Raw genomic sequence first — 21,043 nt, 5'->3', positions numbered from 1 at the left:
CAACAACGCACTGATCCTATTTGCACGATGATCTGCGATCCGGGCGAGATGGTCGGGGAGCAAACCGGTGGATCAAAACGGTTCATTTTCGCTGAAGGCTCTGATGGAAGCACGCGGGACCAGACTTCCTGGTCAGTTTGAGACCGGGCGCAAAACTAGGTTTGGCCCGTATTTCAACATCGCAATGGCCCCGCACCTTTCGCCTTGAGTTCGAAACAGCGGCCTCCCCCTCCCATTTTAGACTTTGGCGTCTTCACCCTCACTGCGTCGAGATGCCGACAAAGTTGTCGCGGCGGAACGAGCTTATCATGGCAATTTCGTCGGAGTCCTTGAAGAGCAGCAAGGAATCAGTACCGTCGATCCTTGCTCCACCGTTCTGCGATGGCAGCAGCCGAAAGGCTCAAGCCACAAAACGCCGCTAACGCGCAAACCCTGCCTAGACAACTGAACGTCGGCATCCACGGTCGATGAGGGCAGGAATATTCGGAGGATATATGGTGGAGGTTGGATCTGGCCCACCCCCACCTTGCTCCTTGTTGCTACGGCTGCACCGACCTCTGAAAGACCCGTGCGAGCCGCTCGGCAAATCGGCGTGGATTTGTAGGCCGATCGCCATCTAAAATGCGTGCTTGGTCCAGCAACAAGAACGCGGCGTCCTCCTGATACAGGGCATCACCCTCCACGCTCGCAATCGCCTTGATCAAAGGGTGCACCAAATTGATCTCCAGGATCGGCTTGGCTGCATCTTCAAGGCGACCGGCGTTTCGCAGGATTTTTTCCATCTGCCTGTCATAGCCATCTTCCGGTGCAACGAGGCAGACCGCGCTTTCCGTCAGACGATCGGATGCCCTGACATCGGCAATATGGTCAGCAAGCGTCTGCTTGGTGAACGCAAGGAATTTCGCCATGGTGCCGGTCTCTGGTTCCTGCGTTGCCTGACGATCGAGCTTTGCAAATTGTGCGAGATCCGCGGCACCCTGAGTGATGGACTTAAACGCTTTGCCCTCGAATTCCGGTGCATTCATCGCCCAGAAGCTGTCGACAGAGTCTGTCAAGAACAGCACTTCGATCCCACGCGCCAGGAAACCTTCCAGTTGAGGTGATGGCTTGAGCTGGTCCAAGCTGCTGCCCGCAAGATAGTAGATGGCGTTCTGGCCTTCCTTGATATCTTTGACGTACTCAGCCAGCGAACGGTAGCCCTCGCCCGATGTGGACGTCCGAAACCGGGCAAGCGCCATAAGCTGAGCACGACGCTCGAAGTCCTCGTAGATGCCCTCCTTAAGGACGGCTCCGAAGTTTTCCCAAAATTTGAGGAAGGCCTCGGCGTCACTTTCGCTCAATTTCTCGATCGCGGTGATGATCCTGCTGGTGACGCCTCTGCGGATCGCCATCAGGATCGGACTTTCCTGAATCATCTCACGAGAGACGTTGAGGGGTAAATCGGCGGTGTCGATCAACCCGCGGACGAAGCGAAGGTACCTCGGTAGGAGTTCCGCATCGTCGGTGATGAAGACCCGCTTTGCGTAAAGCTTCATCCTGCCTTTGCCTTCGGGATCAAGCATGTCGAAAGGCTGCGTTCCGGGTATGAACGCCAGAGCCGTATATTCATGCCGGCCTTCAGCACGAAAATGGACGGTCAGCGCCGGTTCGTCGTACTGCCCGGAGACCCCACGATAGAAGTCCGTATACTCTTCTTTGGTGACTTCGCTCTTCGATTTGGTCCACAGCGCGCTGCCGTCCGTTATCTGAACTGGCTCACTGCCGGGCTTCTCGACAACGCGGATCGCGACCGGCACGTGGCCGGATTGTTCCTTGACGATACGCTCGACCGTCCAACGGGAAGTGTATTGCTTCGCATCCTCCATCAGATGCAGGACAACCCGTGTACCGCAGGATGGAACTTCGGCGAGGTTTGCAGGGCTGACACTGTAACTTCCCTTGCCGTCGGAGGCCCACATCCACGCTTCCTGCGATCCGGCACGATGGGAGATCACATCGACGCGCTCCGCAACCATGAAACAGGAGTAGAAACCGACGCCGAACTGCCCGATCAGTTGAGCGCCTTCAGCGGCTTTGCTTGCTTCAATTCGCTCCATGAACGCCCGTGTCCCCGACCTCGCGATCGTCCCGAGCGCCTCTATCATCTCGTCGCGGCTCATGCCGATGCCATTGTCCTCGACAACAAGCTGACGGTTCTCTTCGTCCAGCGTCAGCGTGATCCGGCTTTCGGCATCGGCTCCCAGGAGCGACGGTTTCTCGATTGCTTCATAGCGCAGCTTCTCGCAGGCATCGGCCGCATTCGAAATCAGTTCGCGCAGAAAAACGTTCCTGTCCGAGTAGACGGAGTGGACCATCATATGCAGAAGGCGGGCAACGTCAGCCTCAAAAACGTGGCTTTCAGCGGTCTGTTCTGCAGTCGTTGTCATGTGCTTGTGTTCTCCAAGAAAGCGAAATTTGCGCCGAACAAATGGCGAAACAGGTTTGAAAATTCAAGGTGGGAAAAAGATCTGATCATGATGGAAACACGAGCAAGCATTCCTCTTCAACGTCTCTTTGTGTTTTAAGGCCATCAAGATGTTTGAGATTCAGCCGGGCAAGGAGCGATGTGCGGGCGCCGTTCAAAATCAAGCGCGAAGGCTGCATCGTTGGAAGGATCCATTAGTTGCGTTGGGCGCCCCGCCGCCAGATCGGGCAGCGATGGTTTCGTCGCCGCGTTGGGCGATGCTTTACAGTGAGCCGACGAGAGACCCTCGGGTTGCTACTCTGGAACCAGCCAGCGTCGACGAGTTCCTCGACGATCAAGTCGCGGACGGCCTTTTCTCCTTAGCACACAAAACTGATATCATGGCTCATCTCTGCGTCCGATTACGGGATCGCGCACCAGGGGCTGTCGCCCGGTCGGAAACTGTGGAAATCCGGACAATTCGACATACGATGCCGCAGTGCCTCAATGACAGCAGCGCAATCCGCTGTCAGGGATTGCGCATGAACAATGATGCGGAGAAGCACAATGACCACCACGAATGAAATCGCCGACAAGATTGCAGGCGAACACAGCCTGACGAAGGCACAGGGCAAGGCGATCGTCGAGGCCGTGATTGCCTCGATCACTCAAGCTGCGATGGACGGTAACGAAACCTCGCTGCCAGGATTTGGGAAGTTTAAAGTGAAAGCAACCCCGGAGCGCGAGGCGCGCAATCCGGCAACTGGCGCGACCATCAAGGTCGCAGCGGCCAAGAAGCTGGCGTTTACGCCGGCCAAGGCTTTGAAAGACGCGTTGAATAAGTGAAGCGAAGCATCGAGCCTTGCCCGCCGGTCGATCCGGTACGCCAGGCTCGATGCGACCTTCCTGTCGGCCATGAAAATCTCGCGTGCGGCCAGCCGCAGTTTGAGTTTCGCAGTTCGGCCTTGAGTTCATCGAATATCTCGACTGCCTTCTGCTGATTATTTACGCGCTCCTTTCGGCCAAGACGCTTGCTACGCGCCGGCCTGCCGCCGGAGGTACCGGCCCCAATGACCGAAAAGAAGCGCAAGGACAGATCGCTCTTCTGCGTAACCGGTATCTGGCGCGAAACGCCGTGGTCGGACAAGCCTTCACCATGTTGACGATGGAACCGAGGCCGGACATCGCGCAATATCACGACCGGCAGGTCGTCATCCTGGGCGCGATGTGCGTAGGGCTGATTGGCTCGATCCCACAATCTCTGAAAAGTCGCTGATCAAGCCCCCTTCGCAGAGGCGGTGGTGCCGATCCTGCAAGAACGCGGTCTGTTCCGCACCGAACACGGCCGGAAGCGAGCGCGTAGTAGGCAATGACGCGGTTGGCCTCCTCACACACGACGAAGGTACGCGATGCGCCGCTCACCTGGTTGGCGCGGGCGCTGAACCGTTATCATTGGCCCGAGGAGACGCTTTCTTTGATATGGGTCAATGCAATTTCCTGACTGCGCGCTATCTGTTGCAAAGGGATCAGGAGGACGCCCGTTATGGGTAAAGGACGGAAGCGAATATATGAAGCGGCCCTAGAGGGAGCAACAGCGGGCCTGTCTGAGAAAGAACTCTACGACTTTACCGTTAAGCGCTTCCAGAAGGTTACAAGTAAAAAGACCGTACGCGTATCCGTGCTTGTACTCTCGGACGCTCCTGTGACGGATAGCAGCATTCTGAGGACTATCTCCACCTTTGCTGTAGAACACCGTCTCAAGCAGTTGGGCATTGCAAACGGGTGCAAGAAAAACGGCATGAAGCGTAGGTCTTCATCTCACGCTTCTGACATCGAGTTTGGGGGCGATGACCGCACCGCCGGGATGTCCGACGCCAAGCAGCGAATGCGATCACGGCGAGGACGTCAAAGACGTTCTACCTCGATAGCACCCCTCCCCGCTCCTACATGAATTACTTCTATAAGTAGGGCAGTGAAAACTATTGGAGACGAAAGATGTCACGCGCGCACAAGCTTACCAGCACGGAACAAATACTCTCCGAGGAGGCGTCAAAGCGGCTCGGCTTCAAGGTCACCGTCTATGAGGAGGACCGCTGGATCTGCGATCCGGCCGACGAGAACAAGGTGATGGGTTTTGGCGGGACTGCCGCTGAGGCCATAGAGAAATGTTACCACGAGAACGTCCGGCCATCGTAGGGTAACATGGGCCCGCTCCTAGGGAGGGGTTGTTTCGGCTTCGCCCGTCCCCGGCGCCCCTCTGAGGTCCTCATCGGGCATCCGGTTTGATAGATCGAATCTAGTTGGGTAGGCGTCAGTCGCGTGTGCGCGGTGTTTCCATTGCTGAATGACTTCGCGCGCATACCGGTCTGCGGGCTCATCGCGCATTACCACGATTCATCCTCTGCCTCGAGCGGACCGGATTAGCTTCCTGTCGTGACGCGTGCCATCCTGCGGAAAAGCCTCACCATACGAGGCTTCATACAGCGCGAATTTGCCGAACAGCGTCCTGACTTCTATCATCAGGCCGGAGCGTGGATCTCTGAAGGGCGGCTCAAGTACAAGGAAGATATCATTGACGGACTTGAAAACGCTCCGGAGGTTTTCCTTGGCCTCCTGGAAGGGAAGAATTTCGGAAAGCTGATCGTGCGCGTCGCGCCCTGAATATAGCCTTGGCGTTATCTATTCCCGGTGCGGTTCTTTCCCGACGTTGTGCGGGATGCATCCTGCGGACCTTTTGAACGCGCAAGCAACAAAGAGTTGACCACCCCGCGTTTACCAGAAGGGCTCGGTGCGCTGGCACACTGTCGGTCCGCAGCATCGCGTCACAGAAGTCATGATAGAAATTCGCCTCGTGAGAGTCGAACCGACATACCCCACGCCGTTTCGGACTTGACTTCAATCCATCGGCTGACAGCTTCAGAGAGGCCGCTGCTGGCAGCGATCACGCTGAAGTTCACATTAAAATACCGCGCGACACAATCGTGCTTGCATGCCGGACGCTCGAGACCTAATTTGGCTAAATGCTTGACCATTCGTCTCGACCGTTGTCACCGTCAAATATCCCAATGGATGCGCTCAGCGAAGTGCTGCAAGACTTTCGCTTGAGTGGCGTCAACTATGGGCGCTGCGAACTCAGACATCCATGGAGCATTGCCTTTCCCGCACAACAGCTACTTCGTTTTCACTTCGTGAGCCAGGGTCCGTGCTGGATCCATACCGAAGCTCAAGGGTGGCAGGAGTTGAACGATGGAGATCTCGTGTTGCTGCCCCAAGGTATCGCGCATAGATTAGCCAGCGCGCCAGATGTTGAGGGCGACTCACTCCAAAGCTGTCAGATAACAAGGTTGGGCAGCAACGTCTGCGAAGTGGTGCGGGAAGGAACGGGTGCGACCAGCACCCTCTTCTGCGGCTCCATGGCTTTAAGCGCGTATGCGATTAGTCCATTGATCGCCTTGATGCCGCCAATCATCAAGGGCTGCGATGTAGCCGGCAATGACCCGATCGTCCGTCCCCTGCTGGCGGCGATGTCGGCGGAGGCTTCACAGCCCCAGATGGGCAGCGCGACGGTCCTATCTCGTATGGCAGACTTGCTCGCAGCGCGGCTTATCCGCTGCTGGGTGAATTGCAGCGGAGCCTCGACCACCGGCTGGCTCGCCGCCATCCGCGACCCCCATATAGGTCGTGTTTTGGCAGCCATGCACCGGGACCCCGGCCATAACTGGACCCTCGAAAGCCTCGCGGCCGTGGCAGGCCAGTCGCGCTCGATCTTTGCCGAGCGCTTCAGCGCTATCTTAGGAGAAGGCGCGGCACGTTATCTTGGCCGTCTGCGGATGCAGCTTGCCCGCGAGTTGCTGGGCCAAAGCGGCATGTCAGTTGCCGAAGTTGCTTCCCGTTTGGGTTATGAGTCGGAGGCATCCTTCGCTCGCGCGTTCAAGCGCATCACCAGCGTGTCACCGGGTATTGTGCGCCGCACAAGTCCTGGACGATTAGACATGAATTTCGGATTTTAAGACACATATCATCCTGAGAAGTTCGTCTATGAAATCTCTGAACGTGGAGATAGTTCTATGACGGACACGACATCGAAACTCGACAACGCCGCGATAGACTTTGACACCGGCAAGCCAGCCGCCTGGAGCGTTGCCACTTGGTTTGCCGTTCTTTCGATGGCCGCCACAAGCTTTGCGCTTGTATCGGCTGAGTTCCTGCCGGCGGGCCTGTTGACGCCAATGGCGCGCGATCTCGGGATTACCGAGGGAACTGCCGGACAGGTCGTCACGGCTACCGCTTCAGTCGGCGCCGTGACGGCCCTATTGAGCAATGTTTTCATCGGCAGACTGAACCGCAAGGGGGTGCTGGTCGGTCTTAGTGCGTTGGCGATCGGATCCAATATTCTTGCAGCCCTAGCGTCCGATTTTTGGCTATTGTTGGTGGGACGGGCTGGGCTCGGCATCGCGCTCAGCGGCTTCTGGGCGCTTTCAGTCGCGGTCGTAGCGAGATTGGTTGGCGCCAATGCGACAGGTCGGGGCATGGCTGTTGTCACCCTCGGCGTCTCGCTCGCCACCATAGCTGCGCCATCGATGGGCGCTTTGATCAGCGATTGGCTGGGATGGCGCATCGCCATGGCGATGACCGCCGGACTTGCCGCACTTGCCATGCTGCTGCAGGCGCTCAGCTTGCCAACGCTGCCGGCAAGCACAAGCAACAGCCTAGCCGACGTGTTCCGGCTGACAGCCCGGCGTGGCGTTCAACTGGGAATGCTTGCCATCCTTCTGCTAATGACAGGGCATTTTGCCGGCTCGGTTTACCTGCGTCCGTTCCTGGAACAAGTGACGCACCTTGAAACCGAATGGCTTGCCTTAGCGCTGCTCGGGTTTGGCATCGCCTCTGTGATCGGCAACGTCGCCGGTGGCCGAATGGCCGACGCAAGTATCCACCTGGCGCTTGGTGTCACTGCCGCGCTGATGGCCGTTGCGGCGCTCGCCTTGGTGCTTTCGGGTGCTCACATCGGCGTTGCGTTCACCTTCGTTTCACTTTGGGGCTTCGCGTTCGGCATGGCACCGGTAGTGCTGCCGACCAATCTGTCCCGCGGAGCCCCCGACGCTCTGGAGGCAGCGGGGAGCCTGATGGTCGTCTCCTTCCAGGTCGCCATCAGTATCGGCGCGGTTCTCGGCGGCTATGTCGTCGATCACTACGGCGCTGTCGGTCCCTTGACCGTTACCGCCGTCCTAGCCGCATCGACGATCGCCTTGGCGCTGCTGCAGCCTCGAAGCTGATCTTCACCTTCCGGGTTGAGCAAGTGCGACCACCGTTGACTGGCAAACGTCCTCGAGAGCTGGACACTTGTCTAATACGTCGCCTTGGCTGACGGATTTTCTGCTTCTATGTATGTGAAAATGGCGTCGCGATCCGATAACGCAAACGCAGACCAGGTAAGCTTCACGATTTGCGCGCACCCGCGCTAAGGCGGGCTGCCGCTCGACGTTCAGCGAAATGCGCCTCGACTTCATCATCTGAGACGTCCGGTCGAATATCGTTCAGCGCTTCAAGTACCTTGGTGCGAAACCAAGCGTCATGGGCCTCGCTGCCTGAAAGAAGCTCCAGCGGCAGCGCACCTTCGTTGGCCGTTCGGGTGAGTAAGATACGAACCGCATCAGATACGGTCAGCCCCATATTTCCAAGCACTGCGGAGGCACGATCCCGAACCTCGGCATCAATACGAGTTTGTACCAGTGCATTTGCAGCCATAGCGATCTCCACTTTTCAGCGAGATGATAATGCAAATGAATGACAAACGCCATAGTGCTTTTAGGACCGCCTTCGGCCGTTCTCGTTCCTCTAGTTGCTCTTGAATGTATCTGAAGCGACGAGCCCAATCTCAATCGTGTGGGATAACAGCCATATATGGAAGGCATTGGTGCACGGACCAAATTTCAACGTTTTGGATCTATGGGGCTGGTATCGAAAATAGCTTGATTGATCCCGCATGCCGCACAAACATAACGCTGCCCGCCGTCATCGCATCGGCAAGATGAAGTTCAATGGGCATGGTATTCGGATTGCGGTTGCGCCAGAGCGAGGGTTTCTTGAACTCTGTTTTGGAATTGATGGCATTGGATTTGGCTGTGCCCGATCACACCACGCTGAGCCGGCGGGCCAGAACCTGGAAGCCATCGAGCAAAAGCAATGACCGCCAATCCGTGGCGGACGGGCCGATTCACGTCTTGATTGACAGCACCGGGTTGAAGATTTATGGCGCGGGCCAATGGCTGGAAGAAAAGCACGGAGCGAAGTCTCGGCGTGGTTGGCGCAAGCTGCATCTGGCTGTTGACGCCGACGGTGGCGAGATCATGCCACATAGTTTGACAAATCAGGGAACCGGCGATGTCTCGCAGCTGGTCCAAGCATGCTGCCAGAGAGACGGCCACATAGCCTCCATGCAGATAGACGGCCGGCTGAAATGGCAGACATCAACCGGCTATGGCAAACGGGCTTTGGTTGAAACCGCGATGGGTCGATACGAAGGCATCATTGGACCACGTTTGCGGGCTCTGTCGTGCCTTGCTCAGCAGACAGAGGCCGCGATCGGCGTCACCATCCTCAACCGAATGCTTGCCTGCGGACGCCCGAAATCTGTTCGTTTCCAAGCCTCGGCGGGAGCAATAAAATGAAATGTCTATCAAAGACTGAATCATGACCTGTTTCTGAACGCTGCACCAACGCCGTCGGGGATACCTACACAATTGCGGACATATCGGCTTGGGGATGGCTGGATCGGGCCTCGCGCGTCCTCAAAGTGGCCGAAGATCCGCTTGCGCGTATCCCAACGTGAAGCGGCCATTGATGCGCGCCCCGCTGTCGTTCGCGCCCGGGAGGCCGGAAGGGATCATTCGTTTAAGCGCGTCAACGACGAGGAGACCAAGCGCGCACTCTTTCCATCGAACTATCCGGCGACGACATGACAACGGCAGACTGAACAGTGGAGATGAAGATGTCAGAGAAACAGGACTACGCGCCCCCGAAAATATGCGGCATTATGGAGCAAGTGCCGGCACTTGCTCCATAATGCCGCTTTAATATCCTAAAGCGTTGATCATCATCATCCTTGATGAGGATATCGCACGTGGGCCGACGCAAGCAGCCTACGCGCCGAAGACGGCAAACAGAAGGAAGATGAAGGAGGCGGTTACGAGCGATGCGGCGAGAGCGCCCGTGGGACCGATAAATGGCCACTCCAGCCACACCCTCCCCACTTCACGGGGAAGGTTTACACACGCAGACTTCATTCAGCGCTCGGCTACCTGAGCCCGTTTCAGTTCGAGGATTAACACATCCGGGAGACTGGCAAAACAGCGGCCTGATCAGTGTCCGCCCTCAAGGGCGCACTCCAAACGGCGTCCAATAGGCAGGCCGAAACGCACTCAGACTGTGTTCATTTCTCGAAGTTCTGTAATGAATTGCTGCGGCCTCAGCCAGATGCTGGGCGTCTTGTAGCCCATGTGGCGCGCGATCTCGCCAACCCAGTTGTTGCAATTGTCGACCGACGCTTGCCAGAAATGGGAGTTCGCTTGCTGCTCGCGGATAAAAGCGACAACGCCGCTGTATTCGTCGTCCGTGAGCATCACCCGCCAGCTTGCCGACCTGTACTGCTCTTCCAGATCGCCGTCGGTCTGCCCGGTCGTGGCCGGAACCGGTATGAAATGCCCCATGACATAGGGCGCGGCATCCGGCGAGGCAGGGGCAAGGCCAGCAACCTCGGGATCGATCATATTTCCGTTCGCGTCCACACGCCCGAAAACGACGTAAGTATGCCCATAGGTCAGTGCGTAGCGCGAGCGAAACTCGATGAAGTGGGTGTCGGCATTGGCCTGAGCCGTGCCGGTGGTTTTCTGGCCGCGGCTATTGGTCGTGAAATGTGGTTGGGGACTTTTATCTTCCGTCTGGCACGAAGATATCGCAAATACCGACAGGATAACGAGCGGCAGACGGGCTCTTCCAAGCGTCATTCCTAGGCTCCATACTGCGAGCCCTGGCAGTTGCCGGGCCTGAAAATGCTCATATGCCAGTCTTGCGTCGAAAGTCGAAAAACGAGCCAAGCATGTGTGGAGAAGGGCAGCATCGCCCTTCTCCACATTCTAAACACTGGTGGTTACTTGTAGACCGCCTCGGCTGGCGGCGGAGCTTTCCCCTTGCCCTTGCCGATCGTCCCGCAGGCGCTCAGGTTGGCGACTGCGAACATTGCAATGATCAAGACTAGAATTCTGCTCATCAAGAAGTCCCCTATCCTTAGATTCGCACACGTTGTGGTCGGCGACGAATCAGATAGTAGTGATTACTTATATAAGTAACTAGTGCAGAAAGGTCACAGACCAAACGGATCGTTGTCCCCCTTGGTAAGCGTGCATCAGATGACCAAGGCCCGCGTCCCCACGGGCGCGCGGCTATAAAAGATCCAGGATATTGGCGTTCGTCATTCGGATGCAGCCGTTCGAGACCGCGTGCCCGATGGACCAAGGCGCGTTCGTGCCATGCAACCGGAACATGGTATGTTGCCCACCCTGGTAGGATGTAGCCGCCCCAAGCCTTCTGGTCCAGAAGACCGATGCTCGAGCGGCCGGATGCCTGAGATTAATTGCCAGACAACCAGATCGATTCGAATGCCAGGCGGGCATCGTAAAGTTAACGCGCTCAGGCATTAAAGCGGGCGTGTCGCTTTCGTTCAGTTGGCGTCAAGGCGAGCGATATCGGACCATAATTGTATGGCGGTGGCTCGCAGTTCTCGATGGTGGGCGGATGGAATATCGTGGCGGGGAATGTGCACGAGATTGGCGATTGGGTCGTGGATGGAAACGAAGCGTTGAAGGTGCCCCGCTGACTTGAACCGCTTCATGATCCTCTCACGCCGTCGGATCGGCTGATGGGAATTCTCGGCTCGATTGTTCAAGCTCTTGTGCGAGCGATGCTCGACGCTGGGCATGATATCGCGTTTTGCGGCGCCATAGGATGGGAGCTTGTCGGTGATCATCACACGTGGCAAATGGCCTTGACCCTTAAGAAGCTTTCGCATCAGGCGTTTTGCAGCCTTGGCATTGCGGCGACTTTGCACCAGGGCGTCGAGAACAAAACCATCCTGATCGACGGCACGCCAGAGCCAGTGTTTCTTTCCTTGGATGGTGATGACGACCTCGTCGAGATGCTATTTGTCGCCGAGCTTGCAGGCGGATCGCCTCCGTATTTCATTGGCGAAATGCCGACCGAATTTCTCCGCCCAAAGTCTTACAGTCTGGTGAGACACCATGATGCCGCGTTCGGCCAACAGATCTTCGACCATACGCAGGCTCAACGGAAACCGGAAATAGAGCCAAACCGCATGGGCAATCACGCCAGCTGGAAATCGGTGACGACGATAACGAGCTAATCTGGTCATGACGCCAGATCCCACATTTTGATCGCTGCTCGGTTAACGTTACGATGCCACAGCGGCAGTTCGAAGGGAAAGATCGTTGTTTGCTAAGGCTTCAACGACACGCGATACGTCAGCGTCGTAACATGCCTTTTCGCCACATTTGCTTGTAGCCGCTGCGATGCCTCAGCGAGACCGTTACTGCATGTACCAGCCATGGCTGACGACTAGTGACTGGCCGGTGAGAGCATTGGTCTCGAAACCGGCAAACAGCAGCGCCACTTCGGCGACATCGTCAACCGTGGTAAACTGTGCATCCACCGTGCCGCCGAGCATTACCTTCTTGATGACCTCGTCTTCGGAAATTCCGAGTTCCTTTGCCTGTTCCGGAATTTGCTTGTCGACGAGCGGCGTCCGGACGAAACCGGGGCAGATGACGTTGGCGCGCACACCATCCGGTCCGCCTTCCTTGGCGACGACGCGGGCAAGGCCGAGCAGGCCGTGCTTGGCGGTGACATAGGCCGACTTCAGCGGCGAGGCCTCATGCGAATGTACCGAGCCCATATAGATGATCGCGCCGCCCTTCTGCGCCTTCATGTGCGGGATGCAGGCCTTGGTCGTCAGGAAGGCACCGTCGAGATGGATGGCCAGCATCCTTTTCCAGTCGGAAAAGGCGTAGTCTTCGATCTTGTTGACGATCTGGATGCCGGCATTGGAGACGAGCACGTCGACCCGGCCCCACTTTTCGACGACAGCAGCGACGCCGGCATTGACGGCTTCCTCGATGGTCACGTCCATGGCGATGCCGATCGCTTCGCCCGGGCCGGCGGCGGTCAGGTCCTTCGCCGTCGCTTCAGCCGCGTCGAGCTTCAGGTCGGCGATGACGACCTTGGCGCCTTCCGACACGTATTTCCTGGCGATCGCCAGGCCTATGCCGCTGGCCGAGCCGGTGACGATGCAGACCTTGTCCTTGAGTTTCATGGTTTTAACTCCCTATTTTGCAAGATAATCATGGACCACTTCGCCGAGGCCCAGCGTCAGGTCCGAGAGAATATGGACGGCGGATTTGACTTCAAGCACCGGCAGGTCGGCAACCGGCGCCAGCGCATGCGGAAAAAGCGCCAGCGCGCCCGGCCCTTCCCAAGCGCCCTTGACGGTCAGGTCCTCCAGGTAATAGCGCACCAGTTCGCAGATGCGCGGCGTGCAATCGACATGCGGGATGATCTTCAGCATGAAGTTCGGCTGCTGCAGGCCTTCCAGCACCTTGTCCTTGTCGAGCGTGCGATGCTTGAAGCCCATCGTCGCGGTGGCGACCCGCTGGCCGCCATAATCGAGCGTGCCGACCAGCGCATCCTTGACCGAAGTCAGCGACGGCTCGGCCAGCTTCTTCGGAAAGCCCCAGATCTCGCGGCCGCCGGCGATCGGCGCGTCGTCGTTGAGATACATGGAATGCACGTAGCCGCCATGGACGCCCTCATAGGTGACCGGGATGACCTGGCCGGATTCGGTGTAATCTCCGAATCCGGTGGAATCCGGCATGCGGATGAATTCGTATTTCACCAGCGGTTCGTCGAATTTCAGCGGCTCCGGCACCACGCGGCGCAGGGCTTCCGGATCGGTCCGGTAGGTGATGATCATGTATTCGCGGTTGACGAAGCGGTACGGCCCAGGCGGATAGGACGGGCTCGTCAGCGGCATGGCGAATGCGTTGCGTCTTACATCATCTATTTTCATGATTTTTTCTCGCGCACATGTTTTTCAGCAAGGTCGAAGACACGGATCCCGTTTGTCGGGCGGGTGCGGTTCTGCCAGTCCGGATGGGTGAGCGTGTGGACCACGTCGTCGTGCCCGGCCTTCCAGTGTTCCTCGACGGACAGCCGGGAAAACTCGTAGTCCTTCGACCCGCTTTCATAGGCGGCATGGCGATAGATCAGATGTACCATCGTGACGGCGGAATCATTGCCGATCTTTTCCAGCAGCCGCGCGTCCGGATCGTCCTTCAGCTCATCCGGCAATTTCTCCATCAACCGCTTGGCCGCCATGCGGATCGTCTGTAGCTTGCGGAACTGGTCGGTGTTCAGGCGTGTGCGGCTGGAGAAGCGGATTTCCTTTTCACGGGCCTCTACATCGAAGAAATCCTTGGGCAAAGGTCCCGTGGCGCTGAACAGATCGACCTGGAAGATGCACAGGTCGCTTTCCAGTTCCTCCGCGCCGAGAATGCGCTGCAGCGGCGTGTTGGAGACGATGCCACCATCCCAGTAATAGCGGCCATCGATCTCGACCGGCGCGAAGCTCGGCGGCAGCGCCCCGGAGGCGGCGACGTGGCGGGTGGTAAAATCGCAATGCCGGTTGTCGAAATAATTGAAATTACCGCTCATCACATCGACGGTACCGAGGCTGAGCCGGATAGCGCCGGAATTGATCAGGTCGAAATCGATCAGGCCCGCCAGCGTCTCCTGCAGTGGTGCCGTATCATAGAGGCTGATCGCGGCCATCGGATCGCCGGGAATGTTCCAGGGTGCGAAGGCCCGTGGCGTGAAGAAGCCGGGAACGCCGGTCAGGGAACCGAGCACCGCGGCGGATTCGTTGAACCACTTCCGCATCGCATCGCCGTTGCCGAGGAAATGTCCGGGCAGGCCGGAGGAGACCCGGTGCCAGAAGGTACGCAGATTGTCGACGCGCCGATCGACCGGGCTGCCGGCGATGATCGCCGAATTGATCGAACCGATGGAAATGCCGGCCAGCCAGTCGGGCCGGACGCCGGCCTCGTGCAAAGCCTCGTAGGCGCCCGCCTGATAAGCACCCAGAGCACCACCGCCCTGAAACACCAGCACGGTTTTCTCTGTCGGAATAGTACTCACGGGTCGCTTTTCCTTAAATGCTGCTGCTGCTAACAAATAGCCCAGGGAAGGCCATCGAGCTGCACAGGGCAAATTAAATTTTAGTAATGCAGGAAGGCTTCCTCCCTAATCTTATTCTACGTTATTTCAATGGCTTGCTAGTCACAACGGCGCATTCTTCGCAATCATTGAGGCCTTTTGGTAGTCCTGCTGAGGGCATCTTGCAATGCAACAAAATGTGACAACACTGGCTGTGTGGAGATGTAGACTGCGAATTCACCCGCGCCAGGCCAATCCTTCATTTCAGGCTTGCTACGCCGTTCGACCAGCGTCGTCAGCTGGTTCAATCAACGAAGTCTCGCTTCGAGACAGAAGCACTCTTAGTTCCATAAATTTGGGTTATCCAACTCAACCGATGATAAGGTCCTCGGGTCGCATCCTTTCAAGGCGCTCGACTGGGGCGTGCGCTTATTTAAGAGCGCTTACCTTAGCTACTTCGTTATTTAAGCGAAGGCCCACTTGCTTAAATAGTGGCTGAAAATGGCGTTGGTGCAGCGTTCAGAAACAGGTCATGATTCAGTCTTTGATAGACATTTCATTTTATTGCTCCCGCCGAGGCTTGGAAACGAACAGATTTCGGGCGTCCGCAGGCAAGCATTCGGTTGAGGATGGTGACGCCGATCGCGGCCTCTGTCTGCTGAGCAAGGCACGACAGAGCCCGCAAACGTGGTCCAATGATGCCTTCGTATCGACCCATCGCGGTTTCAACCAAAGCCCGTTTGCCATAGCCGGTTGATGTCTGCCATTTCAGCCGGCCGTCTATCTGCATGGAGGCTATGTGGCCGTCTCTCTGGCAGCATGCTTGGACGTTGGGCCGTTCAACCGCGTTCGAACGCGGTGGAATAACGACCCTCGCGCCTGAGCTGTGGCGCAGAACTGCGTGGTAGGTTGGAGTGCCATCATAGGCTCCATCGGCAGTGAGTTGGCCGATCTCTTCGTCTATCTGGTCGAGCAACGGCTCCAGCTGCGAGACATCGCCGGTTCCCTGATTTGTCAAACTATGGGGAGGATCCGCGGCTTCGGAGGGAGGGACACCGAAGCCTGGTAGCTGGGAGGAAGCTACCCGCCTCAGCGGGGGGTGAGGCGATGAAGAAAAGCTAGTCCGAACCTGCCGGCCGCGTAACCACACTTAGGTATTGGCCCACCTACACCAGCAGGCGATTTCGGCTGCCTGCGGGCTATTCTATTCTCCGGCACAATCGACGAGCCGCAAGCAATCGCTCTATCGGCTAACCATATCGCCTCGGTTCCGACGCGACCAACTCAACGCCGCACCCGCAGGGAAATGGCCCCATGAAAACGCTCGCAACGCTCATCAACGTCATGGCCTTCTCGGCCCTGTTCTTCGCCTATGAGAGCGGCGCTTCCGTGGAAAAACCCCGCCGGCGTCCGCCGTGCCCTGCAGACCTATGCCGGCCAGCTCCCAACCGGCGGCTATCCGACCCTGAAGCCGGTGTGGCAGATCGGCGTCGATGCCAGCGATCTCGTCTGAACTCCCTGCGCACACCAAATTCCGACCACAGAAAAGCGGCCGTCGATCAAATGTCCAGGCTGCGATTTCCACTGCATATTTCGGGCCCGCATCGCGACTACCACCTGCTACTCGACGAGCAGAGTGCGCATGCGAGCCGCCTGAAGTGCTCGCCCGGCGGGCGGAGATTTCGGCCACGTTCTCGGACCGAAGGTGATCGCGACGCCGATCTCGCCGTCGGAATTCGAAGGTGGGCTTCGGGCTCGGTCAAGCAAATTGAGCCGCCCGTGCGAGATGACGTCCTGGCGGATTACTCGAATTACGCAATCTGATTGCTCCGAGCGGCTGGGCGGTCGAAGCTCATTGCCTTTTCAAAGAACGAGTGCGGAGAAATGCAAGACTGTCGCATGTCCATACAAACAGCAGTACTCCGGCCCGAATAAACCTTTTCGCACCGGCAGCGGATGGATTGTCTGCCCCTGAAGAGCCCGGAAATGCTGAAGGGTTTTGTCTTCTCGCGTTCGCCTCGGGCGACTGCCGTTCTGATCCTGCCGCCGCTCTGGCACTACTCCGCGATGTTATGGGTCGAATTCTGGGCCGATCCGGCCGCGACAGCTGCGACTTTGCCAAGCGGCCTTTCTTCCGATCCGAAGTCGAACGGTCATGCTGTCATGATGTTCCTGGACTGGCAGTTCACCGCGCAAGACGACGAACATGTTGATCCCGCCCGCTATCAGTATCGGGAGGCGTTCGTGCTGCTCGACGCTATGCATCGAAACGCCCCGGTAATGTGGTGTCGCTCCGTCTTTGGCGACAACGATGCCGCGCTGGCGCGAGGTTGGACGCAAGGCTCTCCCAAGAAGAGGGGCAGCATTTTCCAAACGCGTGCGTCTCGGCTGGCAATGGCTCTATTCGTGCTATCGTTCTGGATCGCAATTGCCGGTCGGAGATTGAAGAGATCCTGCCCGGCTCGCGTCCGGCGCACCGCGTCGACGGGCGTGGAGGACGAAAGCTCGGCAATGTCTGCGCCGGCAACAAATGCCCGGTCACTAGAGCCGGTCAGAATGGCGCCGCGGATGGCAGGATCGTTTTGAATGTCCTCGAACGCAATCCGCAATTCGGCAATAGCCAGTTGGTTCAGGGCATTCAGGACCGCTGGACGATTGAGCGTTACAAAGGCTGTCGCGCCTTTCTTCTCATAGATGATCGTCTGGAGCGAGTTCAGCGAAGCTACTAGCGTCAATGGATGGACTCCCGTCGTAAACTGTCGCAAGTTGGAAGTAGCTTGCGAGGTAGAGGACCGCTCTCAGTTACCAGGGAGCTTTACATCAGCGCCGGAGCGCGATCTTGTACCGGCCTCACGCGGCCATGACGGACTTCACATTCGATGACGCCGGATGTCCGGCGAGTTCCAATGGGCTTTGCCGTATCAGCTTCGATTGGAGAACGATCTGATCCCACACGCCAAGGGCCAGGCTCGCTTAAAGCGAGCACGTCAGGTGCTCCCGCGTAGTTACGATGCGATCAGTTAGCCAGCCGAAGCTTTAGGACGTTGATTCGCTTTCAGCGAGTGCTTGGTCCGATGACCGAGGTCTGCGGCAAGCTCGTCCATCTCGACCTTCCCTGTGTCGACGTCGAGGCCAAGAACTACTTCAGGGATGTACTTGACCACGCGCGCCGCGTTGAGGGAACCGTCGCTGGCTTGAAAGACGTCATCACCTCGGTCTTCGAGGCCAGCAACCTCCTCGAACAGCAGAGTCAAGGGACCATTACGCGCCAGCTTGCAGCGTGGGCGGCGATCGCAGCCGTTCCGACCGCGATTGCCGGAATCTACGGCATGAACTTCGAGGATATGCCCGAACTCAAGACCGAGTACGGATATTACGTCGTTATTGCCGTCATCGCCTCGATGTGCGGGGTACTCTATTTTCGGTTCAAACGGTCTGGCTGGCTTTAAGGCTGCTCAAACCTTGATTCGCATGGAACGGCGATCGTCATCGGACGTTTTACCGGCAGCCAAGGAGGCGATCCCATGACAAGATATCTCGACACTAGCCAGTCGGCTGGCATACCGCCGACTCCGGATATTGCCACTCGAATCCGAACCAATCCTCGAGTAAAGGCGATCTTGTGGTCGCTTGTGACCGGCATGACGGTCCTCGTGGTGATCGCACTGTTTGCTTCCCATGTGCTCTGAGCGCGTCAGCGGGGACCGACCGGCCAATCGGGCTGGCAACATTCGGCCCGGGGATGAGAGAAGATATCAGGTTACCGGGGATGGCAGTGCGAAGTGGCAGGTCCTTGATTCTATAACGGGCTTGCCAGCGGCCACGAACGGAAGAGATCTCGTTCAGCTCGACAAACGGGACGCTGAAGACCTTGCTGACGAGCTCAACGACTGTGAGGGCAAAGGGCGACCAAGTCCGCTTTTAAAGGCCGAGATACGTCATCTTCGCTGAGGGTCAAGAAATCTCGCAGCAATGATTGCCCCGTCATGAACCCGAGCCGGGTCGACGTGTGAAATGATGTTTCCGGGAAGAGTTCTCGGCATCGCCAAGCGTCCGGACCTTTCTTGGTCTCCTTGATGTCCTTGTTCAAACGCCAGGACAATACCAATGACCTATGTCGCATCTCTCACTTACTCCGAAGACGCTGCCACCCGCGCGGCAATGTCTTACCACGGCGCGAAGCCATCTCGACGAGACTTCGAGATCTTCCTCAACCGAAAAACAGGCTCGGCTGATCACCTCTGTCGTCGCGGCTGGTTGGGAGGAGGCTGAGGTTCGAGCAGCTCTTTCAGGTGAGGACAGTGTTGCGGAAGCAATTGATAATCAGAGCGCTCAGTAGACTCCTGCGCTTGACGTTGTGCCGTCATCATCCATGTGAGTGTTGTCCTGTCAGAGGATGCAGGCTGCGCTACCTGGTGAACAACTGATCGTTCGCTTATCGATTGAGAACGCTCCCAGAGCAAAGGAGACGGCTCATGCCGGACCGGGCCGATCTCATTGGGACCGAGCCGAGAGATCCTCCAGCAAGATTTTTGCCAAGGAGCGGAATTTGCCCCGCGGATATTTTTCCATATAGGCCCGTACCAGCGCGGGGTTTTGTTTGTCCCTGATTGACTCCCAGAATGTGACTTCGACGGAGGGATCCTCTGCTTGCGCCGGATCGGCTAGACGGTTTTTTGCCAGTTCAGCGAATTGGCCGTTTGGGTAATTGTCGAGGTAAAGCCGGTATTCCTCTAAGCTTTCGCTGGCTTGCACTGACTGCCAGAACACGATTTCAGCATCCGCACTCTTCAACTGCTCGCCGTTTGCGCTGTTGTCGATCTCGTCGACAGGCGGTTCGTCGATGTTGCCCGGCCGCGCGCGCTCATCGAATACGACACGAAACACCCGAATTGGTCGGGCAATATTCTTCACTTTATGCTCGCCGCGATCCTCGAATTTCGCTTCGACCTTGTCGCGCAGATGATCTCGAACGCCTCGGGTAACGCAGATTCCGCCTGCCTCCGCCAACGCTTCCAGGCGCGCCGCTATGTTCACTCCATCGCCAAAAATATCGCCACTTTTGACCATTACGTCACCGACGTTGATTCCGATACGCAATTGCATTTTCTCGTCATCGGGAAACCGATTGTTGGCGTGCCACAGTGACTGCTGTATTGCGACAGCGCAGTCGAATGCTTGGAGAACACTCGGAAACTCCGCAAGGACGCTATCGCCTGCCGTCCCGAAAATCTGACCGTGCGAGGCTTCGATGAGCCGGTCGATGATGGCCCGATGATGGGTCAACAGGGCCAGGGTATGCTCCTCATTGGCGTTCATCAGCCGAGAATATCCCTCGACGTCGGCGGCCAGTATTGCGGCGAGTTTGCGTTCGAGTGGCGGCGCTTCCATTTGTACGGATACCCAACAATCGGTTTTTGGCAGTTAAGACTTTTGCTGCAACCACATAACGGCGTTCGCTGGGTTTTCGTTCATCGTGACGGGCAAGATTCCGCGCATGGCAGGTCTCACGCAGTGTCCCGTCCGAAAGAGACGTGCTGCCTCGTTGTTCCGCTTGATTTGAAGAGGACACAGCACTGCAGCGAGCGCCTATGCAAAATTGCTAAAGAATGTGACCCGCGCGCTATAGCGTCATGCGCGCCGCCCGGTAAGATAGCGCAAACTGGGGAACGACATGGCAACAACGGACTGGCCCAAAGAGCCGCTGACCACAGAGGCGATTGAGATCCTGGACCGCATCCTCAAGAATTGGTGCGCCGAATACGGCTGCGAGACAGGAAGCCTGCGCGCCCAGATGACGGCAAGGATTCTTATCGACTGGTTCGAATTTGGCGTTCGCGACGAAGGCGAGCTTGCGGGCCTTGTACGCGACCAACTGGTGTTCGACACGTCGTTGTCCGAGCCTCCTCTCGGGCGATAGAATTGCAATCGTTCCGCAGAAGGGAGAGATTCGAACCGTATGACCGCGAGAGCGGCACAATACCTTATTCTCGAACCGGCGATCGCGTGCGAGAGCGTGCACATCATTGTCCGCGTCGTCCGAAATCCTTCGTCTGCACGTTTATCGCGTGAGGCATAGTTAGACTTGCTGACGACTTTGCAGCCCCCGGTACCATTTTGGAGGGGAGACTGGCGGAGAAGACCCCAGGCCTTCACGATAAACAATGCTGCGTAGTACACGGCCGCCCTGGTTTTTCCGAGGAACGCAAGCCAGGGTTTCAAAAAACGAAGTAGCCTGAGCCTCCTCGAAATCCCCGCTCCGAGCCAAACATCTACATCCCAAGCCCCAAGGTCCTGCCCCGCTTCAGCGAGCGCTGC

The 21,043-nt window shown here is 57.5% G+C and carries 15 protein-coding genes and 9 pseudogenes; 12 read left to right on the top strand and 12 right to left on the bottom strand.

The window, feature by feature from the left end; translation table 11 throughout:
- Window positions 1-539 precede the first annotated feature (539 nt).
- The gene (gene htpG, locus C3Y91_RS20875; RefSeq protein WP_168575743.1) at window positions 540-2,426 is read right to left on the bottom strand and encodes a molecular chaperone HtpG; all 1,887 of its coding nucleotides are present in this window, start codon (window positions 2,424-2,426) and stop codon (window positions 540-542) included.
- Window positions 2,427-3,010: 584 nt separating this feature from the next.
- Here htpG and C3Y91_RS20870 point away from each other — a divergent pair.
- From C3Y91_RS20870 to C3Y91_RS20845, 6 genes and pseudogenes are all read left to right on the top strand, one after another.
- On the top strand, window positions 3,011-3,289 hold the full coding sequence (locus C3Y91_RS20870) for an HU family DNA-binding protein (RefSeq protein WP_018068233.1): 279 nt from the start codon (window positions 3,011-3,013) through the stop codon (window positions 3,287-3,289).
- Between the two features lie 233 nt (window positions 3,290-3,522).
- Window positions 3,523-3,727: pseudogene (locus tag C3Y91_RS37995) on the top strand (SOS response-associated peptidase family protein); the annotation flags it as partial.
- A 711-nt stretch (window positions 3,728-4,438) separates the two neighbouring features.
- Window positions 4,439-4,639: a hypothetical protein gene (locus C3Y91_RS20860; protein ID WP_018068230.1), complete on the top strand. Its 201-nt coding sequence runs from the start codon at window positions 4,439-4,441 to the stop codon at window positions 4,637-4,639.
- Between the two features lie 129 nt (window positions 4,640-4,768).
- A pseudogene (locus tag C3Y91_RS20855) lies at window positions 4,769-5,104 on the top strand (NADP-dependent oxidoreductase); the annotation flags it as partial.
- Between the two features lie 359 nt (window positions 5,105-5,463).
- Window positions 5,464-6,453: an AraC family transcriptional regulator gene (locus C3Y91_RS20850; protein ID WP_163982942.1), complete on the top strand. Its 990-nt coding sequence runs from the start codon at window positions 5,464-5,466 to the stop codon at window positions 6,451-6,453.
- 57 nt (window positions 6,454-6,510) lie between these two features.
- Window positions 6,511-7,719 (top strand): MFS transporter, encoded by a 1,209-nt coding sequence (locus C3Y91_RS20845; RefSeq protein WP_018483795.1) that lies wholly within the window; start codon window positions 6,511-6,513, stop codon window positions 7,717-7,719.
- 163 nt (window positions 7,720-7,882) lie between these two features.
- Here C3Y91_RS20845 and C3Y91_RS20840 read toward each other — a convergent pair whose 3' ends face one another.
- Window positions 7,883-8,191: a type II toxin-antitoxin system RelB/DinJ family antitoxin gene (locus tag C3Y91_RS20840; RefSeq protein ID WP_018483794.1), complete on the bottom strand. Its 309-nt coding sequence runs from the start codon at window positions 8,189-8,191 to the stop codon at window positions 7,883-7,885.
- Window positions 8,192-8,481: 290 nt separating this feature from the next.
- Between C3Y91_RS20840 and C3Y91_RS20835 the strand changes: the two are divergent.
- Window positions 8,482-9,114, top strand: a pseudogene (locus C3Y91_RS20835) (transposase); the annotation flags it as partial.
- A gap of 750 nt (window positions 9,115-9,864) precedes the next feature.
- Here the strand turns inward: C3Y91_RS20835 and C3Y91_RS20825 are convergent.
- From C3Y91_RS20825 to C3Y91_RS20790, 8 genes and pseudogenes are all read right to left on the bottom strand, one after another.
- The gene (locus C3Y91_RS20825) at window positions 9,865-10,449 is read right to left on the bottom strand and encodes a hypothetical protein (protein WP_018068222.1); all 585 of its coding nucleotides are present in this window, start codon (window positions 10,447-10,449) and stop codon (window positions 9,865-9,867) included.
- A 143-nt stretch (window positions 10,450-10,592) separates the two neighbouring features.
- Complete coding sequence (locus C3Y91_RS20820) at window positions 10,593-10,712, bottom strand: hypothetical protein (protein WP_024324033.1); 120 nt, start codon at window positions 10,710-10,712, stop codon at window positions 10,593-10,595.
- Window positions 10,713-10,847: 135 nt separating this feature from the next.
- Window positions 10,848-11,025: pseudogene (locus tag C3Y91_RS20815) on the bottom strand (L,D-transpeptidase); the annotation flags it as partial.
- Window positions 11,026-11,162: 137 nt separating this feature from the next.
- Window positions 11,163-11,870 (bottom strand): annotated as a pseudogene (locus C3Y91_RS20810) (IS6 family transposase).
- Window positions 11,871-12,044: 174 nt separating this feature from the next.
- Window positions 12,045-12,827, bottom strand: a complete 783-nt coding sequence (locus tag C3Y91_RS20805; RefSeq protein WP_018483791.1) for a 3-hydroxybutyrate dehydrogenase — start codon at window positions 12,825-12,827, stop codon at window positions 12,045-12,047.
- A 12-nt stretch (window positions 12,828-12,839) separates the two neighbouring features.
- Entirely contained in the window at window positions 12,840-13,580 is a 741-nt protein-coding gene (locus C3Y91_RS20800; RefSeq protein WP_130657911.1) for an acetoacetate decarboxylase, read from the bottom strand.
- The gene (locus C3Y91_RS20795; protein WP_018483790.1) at window positions 13,577-14,707 is read right to left on the bottom strand and encodes a DUF3734 domain-containing protein; all 1,131 of its coding nucleotides are present in this window, start codon (window positions 14,705-14,707) and stop codon (window positions 13,577-13,579) included. The genes C3Y91_RS20800 and C3Y91_RS20795 overlap by 4 nt, the downstream gene beginning before the upstream one ends.
- Before the next feature lie 574 nt (window positions 14,708-15,281).
- Window positions 15,282-15,749, bottom strand: a pseudogene (locus C3Y91_RS20790) (transposase); the annotation flags it as partial.
- Between the two features lie 348 nt (window positions 15,750-16,097).
- Here C3Y91_RS20790 and C3Y91_RS20785 point away from each other — a divergent pair.
- Together C3Y91_RS20785 and C3Y91_RS38585 are read left to right on the top strand one after the other, a co-directional pair.
- Window positions 16,098-16,238 (top strand): hypothetical protein, encoded by a 141-nt coding sequence (locus C3Y91_RS20785; RefSeq protein WP_245278481.1) that lies wholly within the window; start codon window positions 16,098-16,100, stop codon window positions 16,236-16,238.
- A 443-nt stretch (window positions 16,239-16,681) separates the two neighbouring features.
- A pseudogene (locus C3Y91_RS38585) lies at window positions 16,682-17,176 on the top strand (acetoacetate decarboxylase family protein); the annotation flags it as partial.
- On the opposite strand, the pseudogene C3Y91_RS38580 reads toward C3Y91_RS38585, so the two are convergent.
- A pseudogene (locus C3Y91_RS38580) lies at window positions 17,176-17,460 on the bottom strand (enoyl-CoA hydratase-related protein); the annotation flags it as partial. The pseudogenes C3Y91_RS38585 and C3Y91_RS38580 overlap by 1 nt on opposite strands.
- 303 nt (window positions 17,461-17,763) lie before the next feature.
- Between C3Y91_RS38580 and C3Y91_RS20770 the strand changes: the two are divergent.
- Both C3Y91_RS20770 and C3Y91_RS20765 read left to right on the top strand, forming a co-directional pair.
- Window positions 17,764-18,174 (top strand): annotated as a pseudogene (locus tag C3Y91_RS20770) (CorA family divalent cation transporter); the annotation flags it as partial.
- A 75-nt stretch (window positions 18,175-18,249) separates the two neighbouring features.
- Entirely contained in the window at window positions 18,250-18,414 is a 165-nt protein-coding gene (locus C3Y91_RS20765; RefSeq protein WP_020397299.1) for a hypothetical protein, read from the top strand.
- 805 nt (window positions 18,415-19,219) lie between these two features.
- Here the strand turns inward: C3Y91_RS20765 and C3Y91_RS20760 are convergent.
- Window positions 19,220-20,116, bottom strand: coding sequence for an adenylate/guanylate cyclase domain-containing protein (locus tag C3Y91_RS20760; protein ID WP_130657913.1), 897 nt, complete (start codon window positions 20,114-20,116; stop codon window positions 19,220-19,222).
- Between the two features lie 283 nt (window positions 20,117-20,399).
- Here C3Y91_RS20760 and C3Y91_RS20755 point away from each other — a divergent pair, with 283 nt between their 5' ends.
- On the top strand, window positions 20,400-20,645 hold the full coding sequence (locus tag C3Y91_RS20755) for a hypothetical protein (protein ID WP_018068215.1): 246 nt from the start codon (window positions 20,400-20,402) through the stop codon (window positions 20,643-20,645).
- Window positions 20,646-21,043 lie beyond the last annotated feature (398 nt).

The sequence above is a fragment of the Rhizobium ruizarguesonis genome (genome assembly GCF_012349115.1).
GTDB lineage: Bacteria > Pseudomonadota > Alphaproteobacteria > Rhizobiales > Rhizobiaceae > Rhizobium > Rhizobium ruizarguesonis.
The sequence above is the reverse complement of the archived record's forward strand: the minus strand, read 5'-3'. Positions and strand labels throughout refer to the sequence as shown.